Raw genomic sequence first — 24,044 nt, forward strand, 5'->3', positions numbered from 1 at the left:
TAGCCTACACGCCGCCATCGGCTAGGGTAGTTGACCGAATTCCCAGTCGATAGGCAGGCTGACCGCTCGAAGTTAAACTGAATATAGTTTGTATGCTAAGACAGCTACCGGGGAACGCCAGAACTTGTGGAGAAAGGAACGCTCATTGAATTTCGACTGCATGGAGACAGGCGTCTTGCAGTTGCTGACCGTCAAGAGGGCAAAACGCATTGGATTGTGGTAGACGATCGCGGTCAATCGCACACACTCCACCCCCGGAACATTACTTATGAAGTGGCGGGGCAAAGTTATAAGCCGTCGGAAATTCCCAGCTTCTTAAAAGAAGTAGAGCAATATATAGACCCGTCGAGTCTAGAGGTAGCATGGGAAATATTGGTTGAGGATGACGAATCAGCGACGGTGGCAACTATGGCCTCGCTGCTGTTCTCAGATCAAAGCCCGCCTGTATGCTACGCTGCTCACTGCTTGCTGTCCGACGATAAAATTTATTTCAAAAAAAAGGCGGACCACTACCAGCCACGTCCCGCAGGGATGGTAGGTGAAATTAGACACCAACTGGAAGTGGAAGCGCAGAAGCTAAGAGAGCAGCAAGAATTTTTGACGCGCTTGCAGCAAAAAATAGCTGGTGAGGCAGTGGAGTGGCAGGATAGCGATCGCCACAAGTTGGAAATATTTGAAAAGTGTGTCCTCAGCCCAGAATTTGCTTCCAAGTTTGTTCAGGAAACTTTAGCCGCACTACAACGTCCTCAGAATCCTGAAGGTGCCAGAGAATTCCTGGTAGATCTAGGATGGTGGAGTCCTCACGAGAACCTGTTTCTGCGGCGCAGTCAAATTCCAGTTCACTTTCCTCATAAGGTAATAGAAGTGGCGCAGCGCTGCCTGGATATCCCGCCCCCTACTGAAGACCCGAATCGCTTGGACTTAACTCATCTAAAGGTATACACCATTGATGATGAAAGCACCCAGGAAATTGACGACGGCTTAAGCGTGGAAAATACTGCTGATGGGCGTCAGCGTCTTTGGATACATATTGCTGACCCCACCCGTCTGCTTAATCCTGGGGATGAACTCGACCTAGAAGCTAGACGCCGCAGCACTACGCTATATCTCCCTACGGGGATGATTCCGATGTTTCCACCTGCGTTGGCGACGGGGCCAATGAGTCTGGTTCAGGGTAAACTTTGTTGTGCCCTGAGCTTTGGCGTAATTTTGGATGAAAATGGTGGAGTAGCCGAGTACACCATTCATGCCAGCACGATCAAACCGACATATCGCCTCACCTACGAAGATGTAGATGAGATGCTTCAGCTAGGGATTGAGGCGGAACCGGAGATAGAGGCGATCGCGAAAGCTGCTCAACTTCGCTGGAAATGGCGACAGTCTCAGGGATCGATTAGCATCAGCATGCCGGAGGGGTTGATCAAGGTAGAAGGTGATGAAATCACCATTAATGTATTAGATGACTCGCGATCGCGCCAACTGGTGGCGGAGATGATGATCCTCGCTGGTGAAGTCGCGGCGCGTTACGGCCAAGCCCACAATCTTCCCCTGCCTTTTCGCGGTCAGCCTCAACCAGACCTGCCCTCGGAAGAAGAACTTTTGCAGCTACCCGCTGGCCCAGTCCGCTTCTGTGCTATGCGTCGCTGCATGCCCAAGAGTGAAATGGGGATTACACCAGCTCGTCACGCCGGATTGGGATTAAATACTTACACCCAAGTTACATCTCCCATCCGCCGCTATACCGACTTGCTGGCTCACTTCCAAATAAAGGCTCACCTGCGCGGCGAACCTCTGCCGTTTTCAGCAGCAGAGTTGCAAGAAATCATGTTGAGCGTGACTTCGGCGGCTTATGAGGCAACTTTGGTAGAACGGCAAACCAATCGTTATTGGGCGTTGGAGTATCTGCGCCGTCATGCGGATCAAGTGTGGCAAGCGCAGATGTTGCGCTGGTTGCGAGAAGATGACAGATTGGGGCTGATTTTATTAGAGGATTTAGGTTTAGAGTTGGCCATGTCCTTCAAGCGATCCATCGCGCTAGGCGATCGCTTGGAAGTACAAGTCAGCCACGCCGACCCTCGCGGAGATGCGATCAGGTTCCGAGAACTGGTTAATCAACAGGCTCAGGCAGCAGCTACCTAGCAAGTAAAAGTTAAAAAGTAAAAATGCAAAAGCAAGAATAAATTTATTCTTGCTTTGTCTTTTTCGGTCAAGGGGCGCTATTTCATCGCCCAGAGGCTTTCTGGAAATTGACGCGATGGGTTAGCGATCGCAGTTGTGGTTACGCGATCGCCCTTGTCAGCTATATGACAGACGCCGAAAGCGCATATTACCGGACAAGGCTCGGCTGACGGCGCCTGATGTAAAACTTGAATTAACTGCCATTTCCTTATAGAACCAAAAACTAAATAGTTAAAGGATGGTTGGACGGCTAGTTTTGGGCTAATCCAGGCATAATCATTAGGTTGCAGACATGAAACCTTTTCTGACTCCACCCCTGGCTGTGGAGTGTAGAAATCCAACAGCAAATGCGTCTTACGGTTTTTGCTGTTCATAGAATCTTCGAGGACAAAATCAATTGGCTGCGACTGGAGTATTGAGGCTATTGCTGGTAGCCGCACAAAAGCCTTCAGGTCAGAGTTATAATCTCCCCACTCACCTGTCAACCCCAGCATCCCCGCACCCAGCCAAGAACCAATTAACCAAGCTGCTAGCCACTGACGGGCTGACATTGGTAAGTCTTCCATTCGACGACGACGCAGCCACACGATTAGCAGCATTCCCCAGCCCAATCCTACAGCTAGGGCAATAGCCGCGTAGGGTTGAATTTCTGCCAAATCCACGCCTGGAAAGCTTACATTAGCAGCAAGGGCAATAAATACTGTTAAACCAGCTAAGAATAACACCCAGGCTAAACCGCCGAATCCATAACTTAATGTTGCTAGCAAACGATTTTGGGCGCGATCGCGTTTGACATAGATATTCAAAAGCCAATCAAAGGCGATCGCCGCAAGTAAAGCCATAAATGGCAATAGCTGCAACGGGTAGTAGCGGGTGCGAGTTTTAAAGAGGGTTAACTCAACAAATAAAATCAGGGGATAGCCTACCAAGATTGGCCAAGCGTGTCTTGTCCGCAGCAAAGCGTTTACCTTAGCATTACGCCACGCCAGCACTAAGCCGATGAGGGCAAACAAAGCCCAAGGGAAAGCATTAGCAGGAATGTTCCACAGGTAATACAGCAGGCCATTTCCCGCATACTCGTTATCGCTTAAATGGACAAGCTTACCTATCAGTCTTTTAAAAGGTAATAGTCCATAGCGAGATGCACTTACCCACAGCCATAGAACAGTGGGAAGAAAACCTAAAAACAATCCCAGATAGAGCCAAGGATTGGATAAATGGCGGTGACGATGATGGTGGAAAATTAGATAGGGCAACAGCGCGATCGCGGCGGGAACGATCATAAACCCTTTAGCTAAAAAGCCCAGCCCTAGACTAAAGCCTGCTAAAGTTACCCAATATCGACGGTGCTGGACGTGCCTTTCTGCTTGCAAAAATGCCCAGATTGCTAACAGTTCTAAAAATACTAGGAGAGCATCCTGAGTTCCCAAACGCCCGAATTGTACCCAAAGCGGTATGACGCTGAGAATGGCAGCGCCTAACAATGCCAGACGTGGATTTAAAAGAATGCAGCCTATTTTGTAGGTCAACAGCACGCTAAACAGACAGGCGATCGCGCTTGGTAATCGGGCACTATCTTCGCTGATACCAAACAGCATATAGCTTGCAGCAATAAGCCACTGAATGCCAAGCGTGCGATCGTAGGAGAAAGTACCCCCTGGCCTTATCCAGTCCCCTAAGTTCACAATGGCTTTTGCATGCAGCGCGTATATGCCTTCATCGTGAGCCATCAGGCTTTGCTGTGGACTTTTTAATAACAAGAGGGGAGCGACCCAAAACAGCAACGTCAGATATGGTAGTGCTGGCAATAGATGCGGGTTTTTAAACATCCAGGTTTGGATTGTATAAAAACTTTTTGATTTCAAAAGTTCTGGCATTTTAATCAAAAGAGGCTGACTGTCAATTTAACCAAGTGCAAATAATTTTTTAAAGTATATGGAAATACTGATTTTTGACAATTTATATGATGGCACATACCAGTTATATGCTTGTCCCTCATAGTGGAGACAGCTTTACAGGAATGTTCTGGTTGCAGCCGCTTTTGTATGGGCTGGAGATACTTGATAATATCAAAATTTGAAAATAATTCCTATTCAACTGCCGACTAATAATCAGAATCGGCAATTTAAAAACAAAAATTAAATATTACGGTATCAAGCCAACCGCAGGCTCCATTCAGGTTTGCACGCTAAATTCTTCTGGAGCAATTCCCCAATTTACCCAACAAATTGCCTCTCGCGCCGAGGCCATATTAGGCGGTACGCGCAATGCGTGAATGCTTCCCGTGCTGGGGCAAGTCATTTTTAATATATAAATTTGTTCTCTATCGAGATTAGCATCAATTTTTAAGAGCGCGTATTCAAGATATGTATCTAATTCTATTGCTTGTAATTCTTGACAAATTCTAGCGTAACCAATTTTCCGAATTAAGTTGCGGCGCATTTCGGCGTTACGCTCGTGTAAAAGCAATGAAGCTTGCAATTTGTGGGAAGGTATTACTTCAATTAAAATTCGTCTGAGTTGAATATTGGGTTCTTCTAAATACCATTCAGTTTGCCAATGCTGCGGGCGTACTTTGCCATATTTTTCTGGTAAGGAGACACCGTGATAATAGTAAAGACTGTAACCATCGGCAAATTTAATTGCGGCTTCGCCTTCAGCGTGGAGTCGTTGTTCGTTATCGAGATTAATTTTGAAGGGGCGATCGCACGCGAGGCAAACTTTGTCAAAAGCAAAAAGCCAGCCACAGTTACTGACTATCGACTCAAATGCTTTCCACTGTTCGGTATCGCCTCTAGCGTTTAAAACCGATATTTGAAAGTCAAATAAAGCTCCAATATCAGCCAAGGATTCGGGACAAATGCAGTTATCTAAAAAGGCGCTTACTTTTCGCCAAATTTCCTCGCCCAGTTTTGTCCAGTTTTCTTCCCCAAGCGGAGTTACCACCAACTCCCAGAGATGCGGCGAAAGTTGGCTTCGCAAGTGCTTTTTTAATTCCTGGGCGATTTTATTTCCTAAATTATTTTCTAGTGCCTTTGATAGGGATTGCCCAAGTTGCTTCCGTATTTGCCTTAGTAACGGTTTCCACAGTTTTTGCTTGGGAATGTTACCCAAAGAATTGCCGAATTCTTCTTCTAGGAGTCCTAAGTTAGCGGCGAGTTTGCTGAGAAAGAACCTCAAGGCGACAACTGGACTGTCACAAAAAATTATTTCAGGTTCGGGTTTGCCAAGTAGCGAGTAGATAGCTTTGATGGAGTTAGCGGCTTGTTGGCGATCGCTCTGTCCAGATTTACTAGCAAGCGCTTTCCATTTTTCGCTAATTACTGGCGCTAAAGCTTTTGTCTCATCGGTCAATTCTTCCGCTTTTCTGGGATATTCATCGCAAATATCATCCAGTGTGGCACCACTCAGGTCAGCCTCAGCCAACTTGGCATCCAGCAGATTAGCGCCTACTAAATTGGCAAACCTTAGATCGGCACAATTCAAATAAGTATTATTGAGATTTGCTCTCCCCAAGTTGGCACCGCTTAAGTCAGCATCAACTAAGTAAGCTCCACTTAGGTTAGCACCACTCAGATCCGCACCACGTAGATCCGCTCTGGTAAAATCTGCCCCTTGCAAGTTTGCATCTACCAAGCAGGCACGCCTTAGGTTAGCCTGCATTAAGGAAGTTCGACTTAAGTTAGCACCACTGAGATCGGCATCAACCAGGTTGGCGTAATCTAGTTGTGTCCCTGCTAGGTTCGCATCTACCAAGTAGGCACTATTCAGGTTAGCACCGTTCAGCCAGACCTCTTTTAAGCAGACGCCTTCCATGTCTGCATCTACCAAGCACGCATTATCCATCTTGGCAAACTCCAAGTCGGCACGGCTCAAGTTAGCAGCAGTGAGGTTAGCACCTTCTAACTCGGCATAATACTCATAGTCCTGTTGAGGTCGGAAGTCAGCGCCGCTGAACTTGGCATCGCTGAGAGTGTCACCGTTTAAACAGGGGGCGTCTAGATTAGCATTAGTTAGGTTCGCATCCCGTAGATTGTACGAACTTTCAAACCCCGTACCCCCTAGCTTAGTATTGCTGAGGTCGGCAAAGCCGAGGTTGGCATTCTCCAGGTTGATATTCTCTAGATCGGCATCACTTAGCAAAGCACCCCTCAAAAAGGCACCTTTTAACTTGGCATAGTGATCTTGGCGATCGCGAAAGTTGACATCCTTGAAATTAACACCTTCTAAGTCTGTCCACCGCAGATCCGCACGGCTTAGGTCAGCACCGCTTAAATCAGTCCAAGCGAGGTCGAAGGCGGGATTTAAACCAGCAGCGATCGCCTCCCTTAAAAAGTTGTCTGTTTGTGTCTTTTTAATTTTGTCGATAATAGCTTGACGTTCTGCTAACGATTTTTGAGTACTCATATCGATGTGGGTGGCGAGATGCAGATTTTTATTTTTAAGGCGCGATCGCTCTATACCCCTCATAGGCATTTTGCTTGCTTTTTCTAGAATAGAGAAACAACCAGACTATGCCAAATATCCCGTGAAGCAAGCTTCAATCGGTTCAAACCATAACTTTCAGCCTTGCCAGATTGTTTGTTTAGAGCATGAAAATGGTCGCCTGTACGCAGAAGTTGTTCAAGTTGTAACGTCGCGACAGGTGTGCTGGGTGCGTCCTTTGATGCTGGCATTACTCCCAGTTGAAGCCAGCTTGGGAACGGGTAATCTTCCCATGCCCCAAGAGTCCGCTATCTACGATTTGCGTATGGGTTCAGATCTGCTTTGGCCGATTTCTCTGTTCCGTCCAGCACTTGATACGGAAGTTATTCCGTTATTAACTATGCTGGATACTTGCGACAGCCAAACGGCGCAGACTCAACTCAATTGGTTTGTTCGCCAGGTTTGGCAAGCTAACCAGAGCGATTTTCAATCTAAAATCTAAAAACAAAAGTCCAAAAATATCGGGCGATCGCAAATGGCAGCGTTTCTTATGCATTGTATTCACAGCATCTGTTTATTCCTTATGGCGATGGCAATGCATAAGAACTATTCACCCGCTACGCTATCATTTCCAAGTAGTAGGATGATGCCAAATTAGCCCTATGTGAAATTAAGGTTTAATGCCCTATCTCTACGAAAGTCTGAATTTTATTGTGAATGGGTTTTGTGGAACTATCCAGATTCTAGCTTGAGACATCAAAGCGACGTTTCCATCAATTCAGCCGTAGCTTAGGTTAGTCTTTCGTTTGCTGGGTAAGCAAAAACAAAAGCTATGCGCTTCAAGGCTTTTAAACATTGCCTGTAGGCAAATTAAATAGGAAACAGCTTATGGGGTATATTTATGAGCTAAGCAATTGGCGATCGCTCTATGAATTGCCTTAACCTTGCCTTAATCAAATGCACTGCGGTAGCTTTCTGTAGAGGGGACGCTGCCATGTTAATAAGGTCAACCTTTTTGGCAACTAGGCGATCGCACTTGCAGTTAATATCGGCAAATAACTATAGGGAAATTTTCTTTAAACAGTTGTCAAAGTTTACGCCGAATTCACCATAATCCGGAAAAATGTAACAACAATTACACTCTTTACCGTTTCGGCTAATTATTTATACAGATGCACCAAAAGTCTAAGCGTATAAGGTCGAGTTTTGATGGTTTGTCTCGACGCTAACCGTCACTTTTTGCTTTTTGACAAGCAAATTTTTGCCAATACTGCGATCGCTAGGACTATCTAACTACTTAGAGTCACTATAAGTTGGCGCAAGGCTTAGATACTTGCTACCAGCTGAATCCTCCCGGCGTCCATTTCTGCCATGAGGAGTTCTAGCGCCTCAAAATCTACATCTGATATGTAACCCAAGCGAGTGAGTTCATAGTTTATTTCATTCTCTATATCGGGAGTTAATTTCTTAATATAGAGAGCTTTTTCTACCAGCTGCCGAATAACGTATGTAGTTCTCATAGAAACTGATACAACTGCTTTCTATTAAATTCTCTTCTAGATATAGGGGTAAAGAAGTGATCTACAGCTTCCCCCAGAGTGATCCATATCACTGTTTTTCCATTACATATTATTTGCATTAATTATGTTCGCTATAAATATTTTTGCATCAACTTTAAGATATATACCTAGAATATCTAATAAGGAAAGCACTAGAAAAGCGCCAGCCTTGCAGGTAATATGGTTTAGGATAGGAAAAATTCTAACTTATGGCTAGCGGCAGGTTAAATTTTGAGTCATCTGTCCAAGGTTGGATTTATCCTGAAAGCAGCTAACTTCAAAATATGCACAGCTAGAGTGCATATGATATAAGTAGAAAAAATTTAGTAGTAATTGACACTTAATTTAGAAATTTATAGAAAAATTTAAGAAGCGTAGGGTTTAAATGAAGATATGGCGAAATATCTCTTCAGGCTATAGGCAATACAAAAATTAACGATTATCGTCTAAGAATCCCATAGCGTTTTAGAGTTTCTAGCAAAACTTAGGAAGTGGTCATGCAAAGTACGCTTATCCGCCCCAATATTATTACAATTCAGCCTCAGGGTCATGTTAATGCATCTAATGCGCCTGAGTTTCAACGTCAACTTACAACAGCTATTTCATCAACGCAGGATAGTATTGTCTTGGTAGATATGGCTAAAGTGGAGTCATTAGATAGCGCTGGGCTGATGGCATTAGTTTCGTCTCTACGCATGGCGCATAGTCTAAATCGTAGGTTTAGCTTATGCTCAGTGTCACCATCGCTGAGAATTATTTTTGAGCTGACTCAACTAGACAAAGTGTTTGAGATTTTTGAAAATAAAACCACTTTTGAAGCAGCGATCGCAGCATAAAAACTTGAAATCCGGATTCTAGTTTGAAAGAAAAGACTGCCTTTATAGCCAGCTGTTGTATGCTACGCGCCCAAACCTTCGCTCTTGAGCGATCGCTCGCGTAGCAGTCCTCTGTCTCCCGCGATTGATAAGATAGGCTCATAAGTAGAGCAAGCAAAAGCGAGGGAAGGCTGTGACAGTTGCAGTTGAGAAATTATTAACACCGGACATTCTGCGGCCTGCTCGTTACTTAGGCAACGAGTTAGGATCCGTACACAAGCCCTGGGATGCGGCCAAGGTGAGATGGGTATTAACATATCCAGAAGTATATGAAGTGGGTGCGTCTAATTTAGGGCATATCATTCTCTACAACATACTGAACGCCCAACCCGGACAACTGTGCGATCGCGCATACCTACCCGCTCCAGACTTGGCTGTAAAATTGCGAACCACACAGACACCTCTGTTTGCTGTAGAAAATAAGCGCAGCCTCACAGATTTTGATATTTTAGGCTTCAGTCTTAGCTACGAACTGGGAGCCACCAACATCCTAGAAATGCTCGACTTAGCCGGGATTCCCCTTACTTGGAAAGAAAGGCAGAATTGGGCATCGGGCATCGGGCATGGGAACGAACAATTACCGCTAATTTTTGCAGGCGGACAGACAGCCACATCCAATACAGAACCTTATGCAGACTTCTTCGACTTCATGGCGCTGGGAGATGGCGAAGAATTGCTGCCAGAAATTGGCCTAGTATTGCAAGAAGGAAAAGCAGCAGGGCTGAGTCGCGAAGAATTACTACTTGATTTGGCTCAAGTTCCCGGCGTCTACGTGCCAAGATTTTACGACATGGCCGAAGATGGCTCTGTTCATCCAAACCGCCCAGATGTACCAAAACGCATAGTCCGGCGCGTGGCAGCCCCGATGCCAGCTTACTCCATTGGGCTAGTTCCCTACGTCGAAACAGTACACGATCGCCTGATAATTGAGATCCGGCGAGGTTGTACCAGGGGGTGCCGCTTCTGCCAACCTGGAATGCTCACTCGTCCGGCGCGAGATGTAGAACCAGAGGAAGTCATTGAAGCAATTGAAAAGGGAATGCGTGCAACAGGGCACAACGAATTTTCCCTACTTTCCCTAAGTTGTTCCGACTATCTGGCACTACCAGCAGTAGGGATGGAAATCAGAAATCGACTTAAAGACGAGAATATTTCCCTCTCCCTACCCAGCCAACGGGTAGACAGATTTGATGAAAACATTGCTAACATCCTTGGCGGTACTCGGCAAAGCGGACTAACCTTTGCCCCAGAAGCTGGAACCCAGCGGATGCGGGACATTATCAACAAAGGGTTGACTAACGAGGAACTGCTAAGGGGAGTTAAGACAGCTTTCGAGCAAGGCTGGGATAAGATTAAGCTCTACTTTATGATTGGCTTACCCGGCGAGACTGATGTAGATGTACTGGGAATTGCCGAAACTGTGCGCTGGCTGCACCAGAACTGTCGTGCAGTTGGTAGAAAGCGGCTGCATTTCAATTTGACAATTTCCAACTTTACGCCCAAGCCGCATACTCCGTTTCAATGGCACTCTGTATCAACAGCCGAGTTTCAACGGAAGCAAAAGTTGCTAAAAGAAGAATTTCGCGGGATGAAGGGCGTTAAGGTGAATTACACCGACGTGCGAATTTCGGCAATGGAAGATTTTGTCGGGAGGGGTGATAGGCGTTTAGCTTCCGTTGTGCGTCGCGCTTGGGAATTGGGTGCGGGTATGGATTCTTGGTTTGACAGTGCAGATCGAGCATATGCAGCTTGGGGACAAGCGATCGCCGAATCTGGTCTAACCTGGAAATACCGTCAAGTCGAAAATGGCGAATGGAATGTGATGGAAGGTAGCAGTAATGACTTACTTGATGCCCCCCTTCCTTGGGATCATATAGATACTGGCATTGACAAAAATTGGCTAAAAGCCGACTTGCAACGAGCGCTAGAAGCAGCTACAGTCCCCGATTGCTCTTTTGATGGCTGTTCCCACTGTGGCGTTTGCGGTATCGACTTCGGTCACAATATTGTTATCGAGCCACCGCCAGTACCGAAATTTGCTGGGGAATTTGTAGCGAACAACACCAAGGCACAACGACTGCGGGTTTGGTTTGGCAAACTGGGCGATATGGCGCTGGTTAGCCACTTGGATTTAGTACGCTTGTTTGAACGTGCAATCAGACGCGCGGCGTTACCAATTACTTACACTAACGGGTTTCGCGCCAATCCCCGGATTTCTATTGCTAGCGCACTGTCGCTTGGTTCGACTAGCGCTGGGGAAATTGTGGATTTTGAATTAACTTCTGCGATCGATGCTGACACTTTCCGCGAGAAGTTCGCCGCCCAACTTCCGGCAAATATCCCAGTTTATAGCGTGAAAGATGTTGATTTGAAGGCTGCTTCGGCTAATCAGCTTTTGGAAAAAGCGGAGTATTTAATTACGGTTGCAGTTGAGTCGGAGGCTTCAACAGCGCAGTGGGAAGAATGGGTGAATGCGATCGCGGCGAGGGATGAAATATTGATCGAGCAAACCAGTAAGTCTGGTAAGAAATATCAGGTAAATATGCGCGATCGCTTGTTTGAGTTGGAGGTTAAGGAACCGCCTAGACGCCAAGAAGAAGAGGCTGTTATTCTGCGTTATGTGGGTAGCTGTCAGAGTGATGGTACTCTTCTGCGACCAGAGCATATCATCTTGATGCTCGAACAAGTTGCTGGGTTAGAGTTTCAGTTGTTGCACAGTCATCGACAGCAGTTAATATTGAAAGACTGATCGGCACAAAGACTGCACGTATGCGGATACTTGCGATTGGCGACATTCACGGCTGCACGACTGCGTTTGATACGCTACTTGCGGCTGTGAATTTGCAACCGAGCGATCGCTTAATTACTCTTGGCGATTATATAGATCGCGGGCCAGACTCAAAGGGTGTAATCGAACGGCTGATAACACTGCACGATACTGGGCAACTTGTGGCTTTAAGAGGGAACCACGAGCAAATGATACTGAACGTTCGCTCTCGTGGGGAGGAATTTACGTGGCTTTATGGTTGCGGGAGGGACGCGACACTGGCTTCTTACTCTGTATGTGGCGATCGCGGTAAGCTAGCCGATGTGCCAGATAATCACTGGGATTTTCTAGAGAATAGATGCTTAAAGTGGTACGAAACTGACCAACATTTTTTCGTCCACGCTAACGCCGATCCCAATTTGCCTCTAGCAATTCAACCCGACCATATGCTGTTTTGGGACTCCTTCGAGAATTCAGAACGGCATTTTTCCGGCAAAACTATGGTTTGCGGACACACGAGCCAAAAAAGCGGTTTACCTGTAAATATTGGTCACGCTATCTGCATCGATACTTGGGCTTATGGAAAAGGTTGGTTGACTTGTCTGGATGTAACGAGTGGCAGAGTTTGGCAGGCAAATCAAGCAGGCGAACAGCGCACAGCTTGGATTGATGAATTCCAACAGCGGTAGTTAAGCACAAAAATTTGTATGCAGCGTATCAAGCAAATCTATAAAATTTATAGACTTGCTATCAAATTAAATTTATGTTCAATTTTAATTAACGGGCAAATTTACCAAATTGCCAAAGCAACCTACAACTAAAATGATGACTAATATCCGCGCTACACCTAATCCAAAATTTAAAATGTAGTGGAATTATTCCCAATGAACGTGCGATCGCTCTTCTACTACCCTGTCATAAACTGCTTGCGTTTGTTGAGCTAACTTTGGCCAACTAAACCGCCGTTCTAAATCTTGATAGGCATTGTCAATCAACCACTGTGCATAAGCTGGATTTTTTAGCACTTCCAATATGCCCCAAGCCAGGGACTCAGAGTTATTAGTAGAGCTAACAACTCCAGTTTTCGTGTGTTGCACGACTTCTGGTAAACCCCCCGTGTCGGAAACCACTACTGGAACCCGTGCGGCAAAACTTTCCAGCGCCACAATGCCAAAAGGTTCGTAGAGGCTGGGAAATACGGCACAGTTGGCAACTGTCTGGAATTTATTTAACTCATCGTCGGACATGAATCCCGTGAAGTAACATTTATCCCAGATTCCCAAGTTCCAAGCTTGTTGCTGGAGATGGTTAGTGTTACCGCCGCCTATTATTACAAATTTGGCGTTTCCTCCCATCTCCCAAATCACCTTGGGAGCAGCATTTAGCAGAACTGAGACGCCTTTTTCATAGGACATTCGACCGACGTAATAGACAATTTTCTCTCTATCTTCTGCATAGCGGCGGCGGAAGTTCCAAGCATCAAAGTCTTGCCAACGCGGTTTTTTTTCTGGCCTGATGCCGTTATAAATAACGTCAATTTTATCCCAAGGACTTTCTAATACTCGTTCCACTTCTCGCCGCATATATTGGCTGCATACAATAATGCGCCATGCATTGTAGGCGAGAAGCTTTTCTTTGCCGCTGATATAGGTGCTGTCGTTGTTATAGATGCCGTTGTAACGGCCAAATTCTGTCGCGTGGATAGTGGCGATCAGCGGTACTTTAAAAGTATGCTTTAGCGCGATCGCTGCATCGCCTACCAGCCAATCGTGGGCGTGGATCAAATCAAACGGCCCCTCTTCCATCATCAGCTTACCGCCGTGCATGCCCATGCTTTGGTTGAGGTTCACTACCCAATGAAAGAAGTCGTTACCATAACCGACTGGCACGCGATGGATATGTATGCCTTCTACCAACTCGTATAAAGGCGCTTGACCAAATTCCACCGTCAGCAGGTGAATCTCGTGCCCCAGTTTAACCAGTTCTGGATATAACTCCGCCACATGGCGGGCAATTCCTCCCACAAGGCGCGGCGGGAACTCCCAAGTGAGTACCAAAATCTTCATTAGCCCCAGCCCCCATAATAAATTTACAAATTTCTACAGTGTGACATATTTCTTAATTTGGAAATTGTACCAAACTGGATGAGCCAGAATTTTAGCGTTAATTACGAACTTTGACTCAAGACCAGGTTTATAAATATACTTCAGTCCAGCGCCCTGTTTTTCCCCAACAATTTGATAAGTAATTGGCAAGCTGATAGGCTGACAGAGGGGTTTAGTTGTAAAAACACTCTAGAGTATGCTGTTTTTTACTCCCTGAGTCATGCAAGGGTAAATGCGTGCCATTAATGTTGCCACCTGCTCCAGTCGATTACGTCAGTGCGAATGCGGATGGTTAGTAGAAGGGGATGAGTTTCTAAGTGCGATCGCTTAGTATCATCCAAGAAAATCAGCTTGACAATATTTCTTGCCTAAATGTCACCCAAGCTGTGTTTGCTTCGGGATTAGATGCGGCTCCTTTTTGCAAAAGAATGACGCCATCTTTTAAGCCGACGATGCCATATTCCCCATTGGCAGTTATCTGGTCAATCGCAGTAACTTGGGCCTCTAAAGCTTCACGTTCATGCTTAAATCCAGATACTTGCTTTTGCTGCCAAAGGTCTGCAACAACATAGTCTACATTCACGACTTCTTTGGCGTCATTGCGTAGCTGCAAACCTGGCAATCGGATGATTTCGCGGCGGCTTGAAAGATGAGGAACTAGAAAGGTAGTAGTAGATACGCTAGCGTCTGGCGGAATTTCAGCTAACAATGACCGTGTAGGTGGTACGTGGCTCCACTGCTGGTTTAACGGTGTAAAAACCCAGGGTTCAACTGCATCTGGAATCAGGAAAGAAAAGGTTTTATTAGGGTTGGAAGTTATGGTAAAAATCAGAGAAAGAACGAGACAGGTTGCCCAAAGCCGACGCACCCAAGCTTTTTTAAACACTTCTGGATGCGTTGACCACCAGATAATTGCTCCATAAAATAGCCCCGGTACTACTGTCATGGCATAGCGAATATTGATGGCTAAAACTGAAGTTCCTTTACCTAAAAGCAGCTTTAGTAGAGGAAACCCAGCCACCATCCAAGAAGCTGGCGATACTGCTGGTACAAATGCAAGCGGCAACCATTGACCGAGAAAATATTTAATGGTGCGATCTAAGGGCGTGAAAAACTCTACAATTAAACGCCAAGGGTTGCTAACCATTCCCCAGATAATTTCGATGGTAGAAGCTTCGTCGCCATCGGCATATTGACCAAATCTTTCCATCATAAACCGCTGGGAAATATCTTTAGAAAATAGCGGCATGATTAGATTAGTGAGGCCGATCATGTAAGCAAAACTAATGGTGCAGACAGCAAGGCCAATTCGAGGATAGCGTTTGCTCAATATCATGTAGAAACCGACGCTAAAAAGACCGACTCCTGAATCTTCCCGCACGCATAGAATTAACACAGCAAGCACCCAAAATAGCCACCACCACCGTTTTTCCATTGCCAGCAACAGCCCAAATGTAAACAAGGGAATCTGGCAGATGTCGTGGAAGTTGCACATAGTCGGGCCGAGGACGGCATTGGCGCAATAGTAGCTGATGGCGATCGCTACTGCTAGCGGCGGTTCGAGATGCTGTCTAGCTAGGGCATAAAGAACTAAACCAGCAGCAGTGACGAGGGTAACTTGCAATACAGTTAAAGTTGCTGGTGAGGGGAACAGAGCATACAGCGGCAGCCAGAGTAATAAAGCTGGGGTGAAGTGTTGGCCTAATCGGTGGTAATAAACTGTTGGTACTTCGCCGCTGTGGACGACGTTGGTAGATAGCTGCGAGGAGAGAGAACTTTGAAAAAAGCGACCGTGAATGCCATTCCAGAAGACTTGATTGAATATTCCTTGGTCGTAAGAGGAATTAAAGGTGTAGTGTCGGTGCAGGGTAAAAATTAGGGTGAAGAAAAAAAATGCGATCGCCGCCCCGATCGCCAGCCTCAGACTTGGATGCTTTTGCAATTTCAACAACATCACTCACTCACAGGTCAATCATATTTTTAAGGCTCTCACTAAAGGTGGAGTAACTCAAGCCCGCACCTTAGTAACGTGGTAGTTTCTATAAATCCCCTGGCTCATATATCTCAATGGCTAAGAAGTTATCCTTAATTTTAGGCTTGTTGGCTGGTACGCTGCTGGCTGCTAGTCCCGCGGTTACTTCTCCCCTGGTTGGCGCTCCCCAGATTACTGCACAACAACAGGTGTCGCCGTCAGAAACACCACCAAAAACAACAGATGCGACTCTGACTCTAGAAGATTTGCCGCCTGGGTTCCAAGAACTTCCACCTGAGATAACCGCTCAAATTGCCTCCCAGTTTCAAACTCTTGTACAACAAGTCAGCCAACAGAGCGTGAAACCGGATAAATTCACGGCTTTCGTCAATCCGCAGAATTTCCAACTCATCGTCGCGTTCACTGGAAAACTCCCCGATACCGCAGGACAGGCGCAATTTGATGCGAGTCTGCAACAGTTGCAGCAACCACAAGTGCAGCAACAGCTAAAGACCAGGCTACAACAAATGCTACAGGCTTACCAAGGAATTAAGGTTGTGGATTATCAACCCCTGACCGAGCTATATTCTTTGGCTAATGCATCGACTGGCTTGACGCTAGCAGTAGATATGCAAGGTCAGCCGTTGCGTATGGATGCAGCAGTTTTTCGCAGAAATGCAGTTGGAGCATTTACGGTAGTTACTTACGTCAACGGTAATAAGCCGACTATTGGTGTAGGTGATGTGGCGCGTAAGCTAGACGGAAAGATTTTGCAGTCTTCGCCTTCAGCTAATCGCTAGAGAAAATAGCATATTGGATTTTGATTTTGGAAGCTTCGCCAGTAGGTAGTTGCAGAACTTCAACCCCGCAAGCCCAAAGCCCATTGGTATAAACGGGGGTGCGATCGCGCGGGTAATTTCGGCCCCCACTAGGGAAAATTAGGCAAAATGTCTCTTGAGAGGGAAACGCGCTCTGGCTGCCTTAGTGCAACTTAGTATTAAGCTGAAATTAATTACCAGCTTCTATTGGAGTTGCATCAATGGACGGCAAACAGCAGCAAGCAGTTGAGCTAACAAAAGAGGGAAATTCACCTTCACAAAAAGCCTCAGTAGTGAAAAAAGTAACTGGCGCAGGCGGTGCAATTTTCTCCAAAGCCTCCGAAACTGCCAAAGCCGTCGCTGGGAAAGTCTCTGGTGTGGTAGAAGCTGCGGCCAAACAAATGCAACGGGTGCTAGAGCAAGGGACTAAAGGAGCAGGGCAGGCAGTTACGAAAGTAACCGATAACGCCGTCCTGCGTAAAGTTTCCGGTGCTTTGAAGCTAGATTGGATATTGAAGGCGACCGACCGCGTAGATCTGGAAAAAGCCGAAGCTGCCCTAAGAAAGCTACAGCAAGAGCATCCCAACGAGTCGCCAAGCCAAATAGCTCACCGGATCATGGTGGAAAAAGCGATGTATGCTGGCGGTGTGGGGATGGCTACTAGCTTGATCCCCGGTCAGGCGGCGGCTCTGCTGGCTGTGGATTTGGTGACTACTACGCAAATGCAGGCGGAAATGGTTTATCAGATTGCTGCTGCCTATGGGCTTAACTTGCAAGATCCAGACCGTAAGGGTGAAGTTTTGGCAATTTTTGGTCTGGCCTTGGGTGGCGGCAGGGCTGTTAAGGTGGGTTTGGGCTTGCTGCGAAATGTGCCGATGGCTGGTGCGGTAATTGGTGCTAGTTCTAATGCGGTAATGCTGTATGCGCTGGGGTATGCAGCTTGTCGGTTTTATGAAGCTAAGTTGAAAACACCGACTTCGCAGCCGACGGTAGAAGATTTTAAGGAACAAAGCGAGAATTATCTAGAAGGCGCGATCGCCCAACAAGCGATCGTCGACCAAATTTTGGTCAACATGATCTTGGCAACCAATCCCAATACGTCTTGGGAAGATATTAAACCAAAATTAGCTGCTCTTAACCTCACCCCTACTTCTTTGGAAACTATTGCTGCTAATATCAATTCACCTCAGCCTCTAGATACGCTAATTAATAAACTCAACCGCGATTTCGCTATACCCCTCTTGGCTCAATGTTGCCGAATTTCTCAGATGGATGGGGTAAGCACTTCTCCCGAAACGCAGGTGATGGAAGAAATTGCCGCTAAGTTTAATATCGACTTGAACGTTATTAAACAAGTGGTGGCAAGTGTTGGCAATCTCTCTTTGCCACAAGGCTGATAAGCAAATCAAAAATGCCAAGCTTTCCAGCCGCAGCCAAGCAGCTAAAGGTTGTTATGTAAAATAAAAGCTATCCGCTTCAAGACTTTTGACCGTTTCATCCCCATGTGTAGGGGGTAAATCAACAACACGCTTCCTGTGTTTACCAAAATTTTCTAAGGTGTAAAACTAGAATCATCAATAGAGACGGCAAAAAATATCTGTCTCTATTGATGTATCGCGTCTTAGAGGAGTTAAATAATACCAGAATAAGTGACAAGCATCACCTATATTAAGGAGTATTGTCACCTTCCCTTACAGGCTTTAGTCACCAAGTATTATAAAAAAGTGGTGCATAGTTGGGATTACGTGGGATTATAGTAAGCCCAAAAGTGGTGGTAGGGAGTTATGAAAACGATCGTGGCTATTCGGTGGCTAATGGAAACTATTGCTTTGCAAATAATTGCCCTTAGCGTGGCATCGTTGCTGATAATTTGGTTCACCAATTCTGGCTGGTAAGCAATGCCAAAAAAAAGAAAAGCTATGCGCTTCATGACTTTTAGCCAGTACCTACAGACACATTAAACCCGAACAGGTTATGGCGTTTGTCTAGGAGATATTGAAAATCAAGCGGGGAACGTGACCAATCAGGAAATTTTGCTCATCACTTCTAGAGAAATAAAATTGAGCTTCACCTACTTAATGCACTAAGTTTGGGTCATCGGGCGATATCCTCGTTCTAGGGCAAAACGAACGAGTTGAGAGCGATTTGCTACGTTTAGCTTGGTAAAGATACTGCTAAGATGAGCCTGAACCGTGCGCGGACTAATAAAGAGGCGATCGCTTATTTGTTTGTTTGTATACCCCTGAATCACTTCCCAAAAAACTCTTTCTTCTGCTGCTGTTAAAGGTAAGGGAATGGGTTTTGGCGAAACAGGCGCTACACGCGATGGGATAGCCGACTGCTGTAGCAACCGGATAATCTCTGAATGCGTCCGATAAGAGCGCTCCAGCTGTGCCTTAATTTTTGCCAGCAATTCCTGTGGTTGAAACGGTTTAATCAAATAATCATCCGCTCCAATAGAATGCCCTTCAATCCTAGACTCTAGCTCACCTTGACCCGATAAAAAGATAAACGGCACCAACTGCCCGGAACGAGTTGCTCGCAGGCGACGACAAAACTCAAACCCGTCCATCTCTGGCATTACCACATCCGAAACTACTAGATCGGGTGGTTCTTGTTCAAATAGTTTGAGTGCATCGACGCCAGATGTCACCTCTTGAACTAGGTATCCTGCGTTTTCTAAATAGCATGTCAAGATTGTTCGGCAGTCTTGCTCATCATCAACAATCAAAATCTTCTTCATAGACAACCCGCGATCGCTTGCTTTGTGATTGACGATCGCATCTGGTAAGTGCCTCCTCTATTAATAGTGTGCCTGCTTTTAAGCGTCAACACACCAGATTCGCCATCTTACTTACCAGATGTTGCAGTTATTTGGGAATATCCCGTCCAAGTTAGTACAGATAACCAGCATATATGTTTTAAGTTGCGTTTAACTGAATAACTTATAATAAATTATTTTGCAGTATCTTATTTTATCATATGGCGTCCCTCGCACCTATGATATTCGATAAGATTGCCCCTTGCGCTATTAAATATAGCGAGTTAAATAAGTTTTCCAGCTAGTGCAGGCTGGTATGCACGAATCTGTTTTAATACACCTATGCCACCTCATAAAGAATTCACATAATAGAGCTGCTATCACCAGTGGGAAAAATTAATACAACAATTGGCGGTTTTATTAACTTTTGAAACAAGCTGAAGCGTTGTGGTGGAATCATCGGGGAGATCCGGCGATATCATGGGAAAGCTGCTTACAGGCATAAGAAAGGTAAGCATTTTTCTGCTTATTTTGATAAGCCTTGCCATCAAATAGTTAACTAACTACAAGTTGCGTGCAGGGGTTTTGGAGTCATTGTGTCAGCAGTCAAGCCATCCGAGCCTTTTATAATTTACCTTCAAGTTCGGACATCAACATTAGCGATCGCTAGGGCAGAAAATCTAGAATATAAGGTGGGTATATTAAGAAATGTAAGGATTTAATCATGGCGGATCAGTTAATTCGCGCTACAGCAGCAGAGGGCGGAATTCGCGCCGTCGGTGTCATCACAACGCGCCTCACAGAAGAAGCCAAACGGCGGCACAAGCTTTCCTACGTCGCCACAGCAGCACTAGGCCGCACAATGTCTTCAGCTTTGTTGCTCGTTTCTAGCATGAAGAGAGAAGGGTCAAGAGTCAACATCCGAGTCAAAGGTGATGGCCCCTTGGGTGGAATACTCGTAGACGCCGGATTAGATGGAACAGTTCGTGGCTATGTAGAAAACCCAGATATTGAACTGCCACCCAATGCTAAAGGCAAACTCGACGTTGGTGGTGCTGTAGGTAGAGATGGCTACCTCTACGTTGTCAGGGATGTGGGATATGGTTATCCCTATTCCAGTACAGTAGAACTGGTTTCGGGTGAAATTGGCGATGATGTGGCTCACTACCTGGTGAATTCAGAACAAACACCTTCAGTTTTGATGGTGGGTGTGTTTGTTGGAGCAGAGGGCGTTACTGCATCTGGTGGAATACTTGTGCAAGTTTTGCCTAAAGCTGCAAGAGACGAGAGCCTAGTTGAAACTTTGGAATCGCGAGTCGAGGCGCTGTCAGGATTCACGCCATTATTACAGGCAGGCAAGACATTACCGGAGATTTTTGAACAGCTACTCGGAGACATGGGTTTGGTAATTTTACCAGAAATCCAGATGCTACGCTTTCATTGTGGTTGTTCCTTCGATCGCGTCTTGGGAGCTTTAAAAATGTTGGGTGAAGCAGAACTACAAGACATGATAGAAAAAGATGATGGAGCCGAAGCAACTTGCCACTTTTGTGGAGAAGTTTACAAAGCAAGTAGTGATGAATTAGCGCAGTTAATTTCCGATTTGCGAACCGAGTCGGTTTAAAACATTTGGGGATTTTAGGTAGCGATCGCGTTTATTTACACATCTTTGGTTATATCCACATCCGGTTGCTTGCTGATATTATGGCTAAAAAAGATGCTGGCATCAAAAAAATGAATAACTAACCATAGACTGTAAACGCAGCAATCAACCGGACGGCATATTCATTAGATGGGGACAAATAAACACCACTTCTTAGAGTTCGGGAATAGGGAATGGGTTTGTAGCCCATTTCCGATTTTCCATTTTTAGGCACAACAAGTGGTGTTGAATTTTATCTAAATAATTAATTAGCTAAAAAATAAAAATTGATAAATAATAAATACGTCCATAGCAAACAGCGACGGGGGATATCCTCCGGGTGGAGCGGCGAATATGTTGTATGGCGAAATAGACTTGAAAGATGTGGATTTTTATCGCTTAGGGGAGTACGATGGCAACAATTGCCTCGGCCTGTACCCTAAAACAGGCGTCCGATGCACAAGCCCGTGGTGTGAGAAATGACTAGAGATAGCGAAATACCAGACCGTTGGCCTACAGCAGGGTCTGAAGATCCAGCTGGGTGGACATCGGACAAAAAAGGGGCCGATCCTAAGCGCCCTAAGAAAAAGTCTGCCCGGAAAACAACAAAAGAAGAACCCCCTAATCCAGAAGTAGAAACCCCAATAGAGAAGCGCCGCCGCCTGGGATTCCTGCGGAGTTGGGCGTTTTGGTGGACGATGGGGGCGATCGCTTCTGGCGGAGTGGGATACATGGCGATCGCGCTATTGCTGAAGCTACCTGCAATACCAAACTGTCCATCAACTTTCTGGCCAATGGCTTCTGCTAGCTTGCGCCTGTACTGCGCTCAAGTGGCGGCAAACAAGCAGACAGCAGATAACTTGGTCGAAGCGATCGCCCTAGTCAACAGTCTCCCAGCCGACCACGGATTGCGTCCAGAAATTAACCGCAGTATTGAACAATGGTCGCTGGATCTCCTCAGTTTAGCGGAAGAAGATTTTGATAGTGGGAAAATAAAACAAGCGATCGCCACTGCCCGCAAAATTCCTGAAACAGCTCCTGCCTACAAGTTGGTAGAAAATCGCGTTCAGCGCTGGCAGGCAATATGGTCGAATGCAGAAAAAATTTATCAAAAAGCAGAAAGCGAACTGCGTCAGTCACGCTGGCATCTAGCTTTTGCTCAAGCAGTACGCCTGACGAACATAGGCAATAGATACTGGGCAACCACCAAGTACGAACAATTGGTTGCTAATATTCAACTTGCCCGCGAAGAAAGCGCCAAGCTCGACAAAGCCTACAATTTGCTTAAATATGGAGACGCAAACGAGCTGTTACAGGCTGTCAAACTCGCCGAGCAAATTAAGCCCAGCAGTTATGCCTACAAAGAAGCCAAAGATCTCCTCGTTAAGTGTGGCAACAAGCTGCTAGAAATGGCGCAAGATCGGCTAGACAAAAAAGACTGGCAAGGGACGATCGCGATCGCCAATAAAATGCCCCCCAGCCTAAATTTACAACAACAAGCTCAAGGCTTGACGTTCCTCGCCCAAGCTCAATCCAAGGCAGAGGGTGGAAATATTGCCAGCCTGGAAGAAGCGATTACTATTGCCCAAAAAATAGAACCGGGAAGCCCCATGCGCGATAAAGCGCAGGAAATAATTACCCGTTGGCAGAGAGAAATTGAAGACGTAGCGCATCTAGAAAGGGCAAGGAACTTGGCAAAAGGCGGAGCCATAAATGACTTAATGGCAGCGATCGCAGAAGCACAACAAGTTCCCTCTAACAATCCGCGCATTAACGAAGCAAAAACAGAAATGAAGCGCTGGGCTACCCAAATAGAGACGCTGCAAGATCGTCCCTATCTGGAACGTGCCGAACAGCTAGCCACTGCGGGCGATGTTGCCTCCTTGCAAGAAGCAATTTTACAAGCAGGTCAAATCGGCAACGGTCGCGTCCTGTACCAACAAGCGCAAAGCAAAATCGCTGGTTGGAATGGCAAAATTCAGCGACTCCAAGACCAGCCCTTCATCGACCAAGCCGAACAAATAGCCACTTCTGGCAATCTTAGAGGTGCTATTGAAACCGCCCAACAGATTAGACCGGGACGCGCCCTCTACGGCGAGGCTCAAAATAAGATTAGGCAGTGGATTGTCCAAATCCAGCGTCAAGAAGACCAACCTTACCTCGACCAAGCGGATCAACTGGCGAATGCGGGCAACCTTAGCGGCGCTATAGCTACACTGCAACAGATTCAACAGGGACGCGCCCTCTACGGTGCGGCGCAAAACAAGATCCGCCAGTTGAGCGTGGAAATTCAGCGCCAAGAAGACCAACCTTACCTCGACCAAGCCGATCAACTAGCAAATTCCGGCAACCTTGCTAACGCTATAGCCACAGCCCAACAAATTCAACAGGGACGCGCCCTCTACGGTGCGGCGCAAAACAAGATCCGCCAGTGGGCTGGGCTAATCCAGCGCCAAGAAGACCAGCCTTACCTCGACCAAGCACAGGCGCTGGCAAATTCCGGCAACCTCAGCGGCGCAGTGAGCGCAGCCGAACAGATTAAAGAGGGACGGTCGCTCTACAAGGAGGCTCGGACAAAAATTAGAGGCTGGCAGAGGGATCTACAGGCTATCGATCAGCTACAGTCGGCGACCCAGTTGGCAAACTCAGGCACGCCAGAAGCCTTGCTATCAGCTATTCGCAAGGCTCGCCAAGTTCCTAGTTCTAGCTCAGCTGGCAAGAACGCTAAAGACGCGATCGCTCGCTGGAGTTATCAAATATTAACAATCGCACAAGATCGATCGGCTAGCGATCTCAACACCGCGATCGCTATTGCTAATATTGTCCCCTCTGGCACCGATGCCTACGAAACCGCTCAACGCCAAATCGAACTATGGCAACAGTCTCTCGCACCCCAGTCTGCTGGGGAGGCTGCTACAACGCCCGCTAACTAAAGGCAAAAG

General features: G+C 46.3%; 16 protein-coding genes. 9 read left to right on the forward strand and 7 right to left on the reverse strand.

What is annotated here, in order from left to right:
- Positions 1–126: 126 nt before the first annotated feature.
- Positions 127–2,139: a ribonuclease catalytic domain-containing protein gene (locus H6F77_RS14890; RefSeq protein WP_190489473.1), complete on the forward strand. Its 2,013-nt coding sequence runs from the start codon at positions 127–129 to the stop codon at positions 2,137–2,139.
- Between the two features lie 77 nt (positions 2,140–2,216).
- Here the strand turns inward: H6F77_RS14890 and H6F77_RS14895 are convergent, their stop codons facing one another.
- Positions 2,217–3,908, reverse strand: a complete 1,692-nt coding sequence (locus H6F77_RS14895) for an ArnT family glycosyltransferase (RefSeq protein WP_199321347.1) — start codon at positions 3,906–3,908, stop codon at positions 2,217–2,219.
- Positions 3,909–4,353: 445 nt separating this feature from the next.
- The gene (locus H6F77_RS14900) at positions 4,354–6,654 is read right to left on the reverse strand and encodes a pentapeptide repeat-containing protein (RefSeq protein WP_190489474.1); all 2,301 of its coding nucleotides are present in this window, start codon (positions 6,652–6,654) and stop codon (positions 4,354–4,356) included.
- Between the two features lies 1 nt (position 6,655).
- On the opposite strand from H6F77_RS14900, the gene H6F77_RS14905 reads away from it, so the two are divergent.
- A complete protein-coding gene (locus H6F77_RS14905) occupies positions 6,656–7,105 on the forward strand; it encodes a hypothetical protein (RefSeq protein ID WP_199321348.1) in 450 nt (149 codons plus the stop codon).
- An 823-nt stretch (positions 7,106–7,928) separates the two neighbouring features.
- On the opposite strand, the gene H6F77_RS14910 is transcribed toward H6F77_RS14905, so the two are convergent.
- A complete protein-coding gene (locus H6F77_RS14910) occupies positions 7,929–8,123 on the reverse strand; it encodes a hypothetical protein (protein ID WP_190489475.1) in 195 nt (64 codons plus the stop codon).
- Positions 8,124–8,659: 536 nt separating this feature from the next.
- Between H6F77_RS14910 and H6F77_RS14915 the strand changes: the two genes are divergently transcribed.
- From H6F77_RS14915 to H6F77_RS14925, 3 genes are all read left to right on the forward strand, one after another.
- Complete coding sequence (locus H6F77_RS14915; RefSeq protein WP_190489476.1) at positions 8,660–8,998, forward strand: STAS domain-containing protein; 339 nt, start codon at positions 8,660–8,662, stop codon at positions 8,996–8,998.
- 172 nt (positions 8,999–9,170) lie between these two features.
- Complete coding sequence (locus H6F77_RS14920) at positions 9,171–11,786, forward strand: TIGR03960 family B12-binding radical SAM protein (RefSeq protein WP_190489477.1); 2,616 nt, start codon at positions 9,171–9,173, stop codon at positions 11,784–11,786.
- Between the two features lie 20 nt (positions 11,787–11,806).
- Positions 11,807–12,493 (forward strand): metallophosphoesterase family protein, encoded by a 687-nt coding sequence (locus H6F77_RS14925; RefSeq protein ID WP_190489478.1) that lies wholly within the window; start codon positions 11,807–11,809, stop codon positions 12,491–12,493.
- Positions 12,494–12,679: 186 nt separating this feature from the next.
- Here the strand turns inward: H6F77_RS14925 and H6F77_RS14930 are convergent, their stop codons facing one another.
- Both H6F77_RS14930 and H6F77_RS14935 read right to left on the reverse strand, forming a co-directional pair.
- On the reverse strand, positions 12,680–13,870 hold the full coding sequence (locus tag H6F77_RS14930) for a glycosyltransferase family 4 protein (protein ID WP_190489479.1): 1,191 nt from the start codon (positions 13,868–13,870) through the stop codon (positions 12,680–12,682).
- Between the two features lie 385 nt (positions 13,871–14,255).
- Entirely contained in the window at positions 14,256–15,863 is a 1,608-nt protein-coding gene (locus H6F77_RS14935) for a DUF2079 domain-containing protein (protein ID WP_190489480.1), read from the reverse strand.
- Between the two features lie 113 nt (positions 15,864–15,976).
- Here H6F77_RS14935 and H6F77_RS14940 point away from each other — a divergent pair, with 113 nt between their 5' ends.
- Positions 15,977–16,681, forward strand: coding sequence for a hypothetical protein (locus H6F77_RS14940; protein WP_190489481.1), 705 nt, complete (start codon positions 15,977–15,979; stop codon positions 16,679–16,681).
- A gap of 239 nt (positions 16,682–16,920) precedes the next feature.
- The gene (locus tag H6F77_RS14945; RefSeq protein WP_190489482.1) at positions 16,921–18,096 is read left to right on the forward strand and encodes a hypothetical protein; all 1,176 of its coding nucleotides are present in this window, start codon (positions 16,921–16,923) and stop codon (positions 18,094–18,096) included.
- Positions 18,097–18,782: 686 nt separating this feature from the next.
- Here H6F77_RS14945 and H6F77_RS14950 read toward each other — a convergent pair.
- Positions 18,783–19,442, reverse strand: coding sequence for a response regulator transcription factor (locus H6F77_RS14950; RefSeq protein WP_190489483.1), 660 nt, complete (start codon positions 19,440–19,442; stop codon positions 18,783–18,785).
- Between the two features lie 742 nt (positions 19,443–20,184).
- Between H6F77_RS14950 and hslO the strand changes: the two genes are divergently transcribed.
- On the forward strand, positions 20,185–21,084 hold the full coding sequence (gene hslO / locus H6F77_RS14955; RefSeq protein WP_190489484.1) for an Hsp33 family molecular chaperone HslO: 900 nt from the start codon (positions 20,185–20,187) through the stop codon (positions 21,082–21,084).
- A gap of 118 nt (positions 21,085–21,202) precedes the next feature.
- On the opposite strand, the gene H6F77_RS28435 is transcribed toward hslO, so the two are convergent.
- Complete coding sequence (locus H6F77_RS28435; protein WP_255515763.1) at positions 21,203–21,337, reverse strand: hypothetical protein; 135 nt, start codon at positions 21,335–21,337, stop codon at positions 21,203–21,205.
- 244 nt (positions 21,338–21,581) lie between these two features.
- Here H6F77_RS28435 and H6F77_RS14960 point away from each other — a divergent pair, with 244 nt between their 5' ends.
- Positions 21,582–24,035, forward strand: coding sequence for a coiled-coil domain-containing protein (locus tag H6F77_RS14960; protein WP_190489485.1), 2,454 nt, complete (start codon positions 21,582–21,584; stop codon positions 24,033–24,035).
- The last annotated feature ends 9 nt before the right edge of the window (positions 24,036–24,044 follow it).

The organism is Microcoleus sp. FACHB-831, from assembly GCF_014695585.1.
Taxonomy (GTDB): domain Bacteria; phylum Cyanobacteriota; class Cyanobacteriia; order Cyanobacteriales; family FACHB-T130; genus FACHB-831.

Excerpts from the sequence above, each read along its gene's own strand:
- H6F77_RS14910 (WP_190489475.1), bottom strand. The coding sequence starts at position 8,123 with ATGAGAACTACATACGTTATTCGGCAGCTGGTAGAAAAAGCTCTCTAT.
- H6F77_RS14895 (WP_199321347.1), bottom strand. The coding sequence starts at position 3,908 with ATGGCTCACGATGAAGGCATATACGCGCTGCATGCAAAAGCCATTGTG.
- hslO (WP_190489484.1), top strand. The coding sequence starts at position 20,185 with ATGGCGGATCAGTTAATTCGCGCTACAGCAGCAGAGGGCGGAATTCGC.
- H6F77_RS14935 (WP_190489480.1), bottom strand. The coding sequence starts at position 15,863 with ATGTTGTTGAAATTGCAAAAGCATCCAAGTCTGAGGCTGGCGATCGGG.
- H6F77_RS14940 (WP_190489481.1), top strand. The coding sequence starts at position 15,977 with ATGGCTAAGAAGTTATCCTTAATTTTAGGCTTGTTGGCTGGTACGCTG.
- H6F77_RS14925 (WP_190489478.1), top strand. The coding sequence starts at position 11,807 with ATGCGGATACTTGCGATTGGCGACATTCACGGCTGCACGACTGCGTTT.
- H6F77_RS14900 (WP_190489474.1), bottom strand. The coding sequence starts at position 6,654 with ATGCCTATGAGGGGTATAGAGCGATCGCGCCTTAAAAATAAAAATCTG.
- H6F77_RS14960 (WP_190489485.1), top strand. The coding sequence starts at position 21,582 with ATGACTAGAGATAGCGAAATACCAGACCGTTGGCCTACAGCAGGGTCT.
- H6F77_RS14930 (WP_190489479.1), bottom strand. The coding sequence starts at position 13,870 with ATGAAGATTTTGGTACTCACTTGGGAGTTCCCGCCGCGCCTTGTGGGA.
- H6F77_RS14950 (WP_190489483.1), bottom strand. The coding sequence starts at position 19,442 with ATGAAGAAGATTTTGATTGTTGATGATGAGCAAGACTGCCGAACAATC.
- H6F77_RS14945 (WP_190489482.1), top strand. The coding sequence starts at position 16,921 with ATGGACGGCAAACAGCAGCAAGCAGTTGAGCTAACAAAAGAGGGAAAT.
- H6F77_RS14915 (WP_190489476.1), top strand. The coding sequence starts at position 8,660 with ATGCAAAGTACGCTTATCCGCCCCAATATTATTACAATTCAGCCTCAG.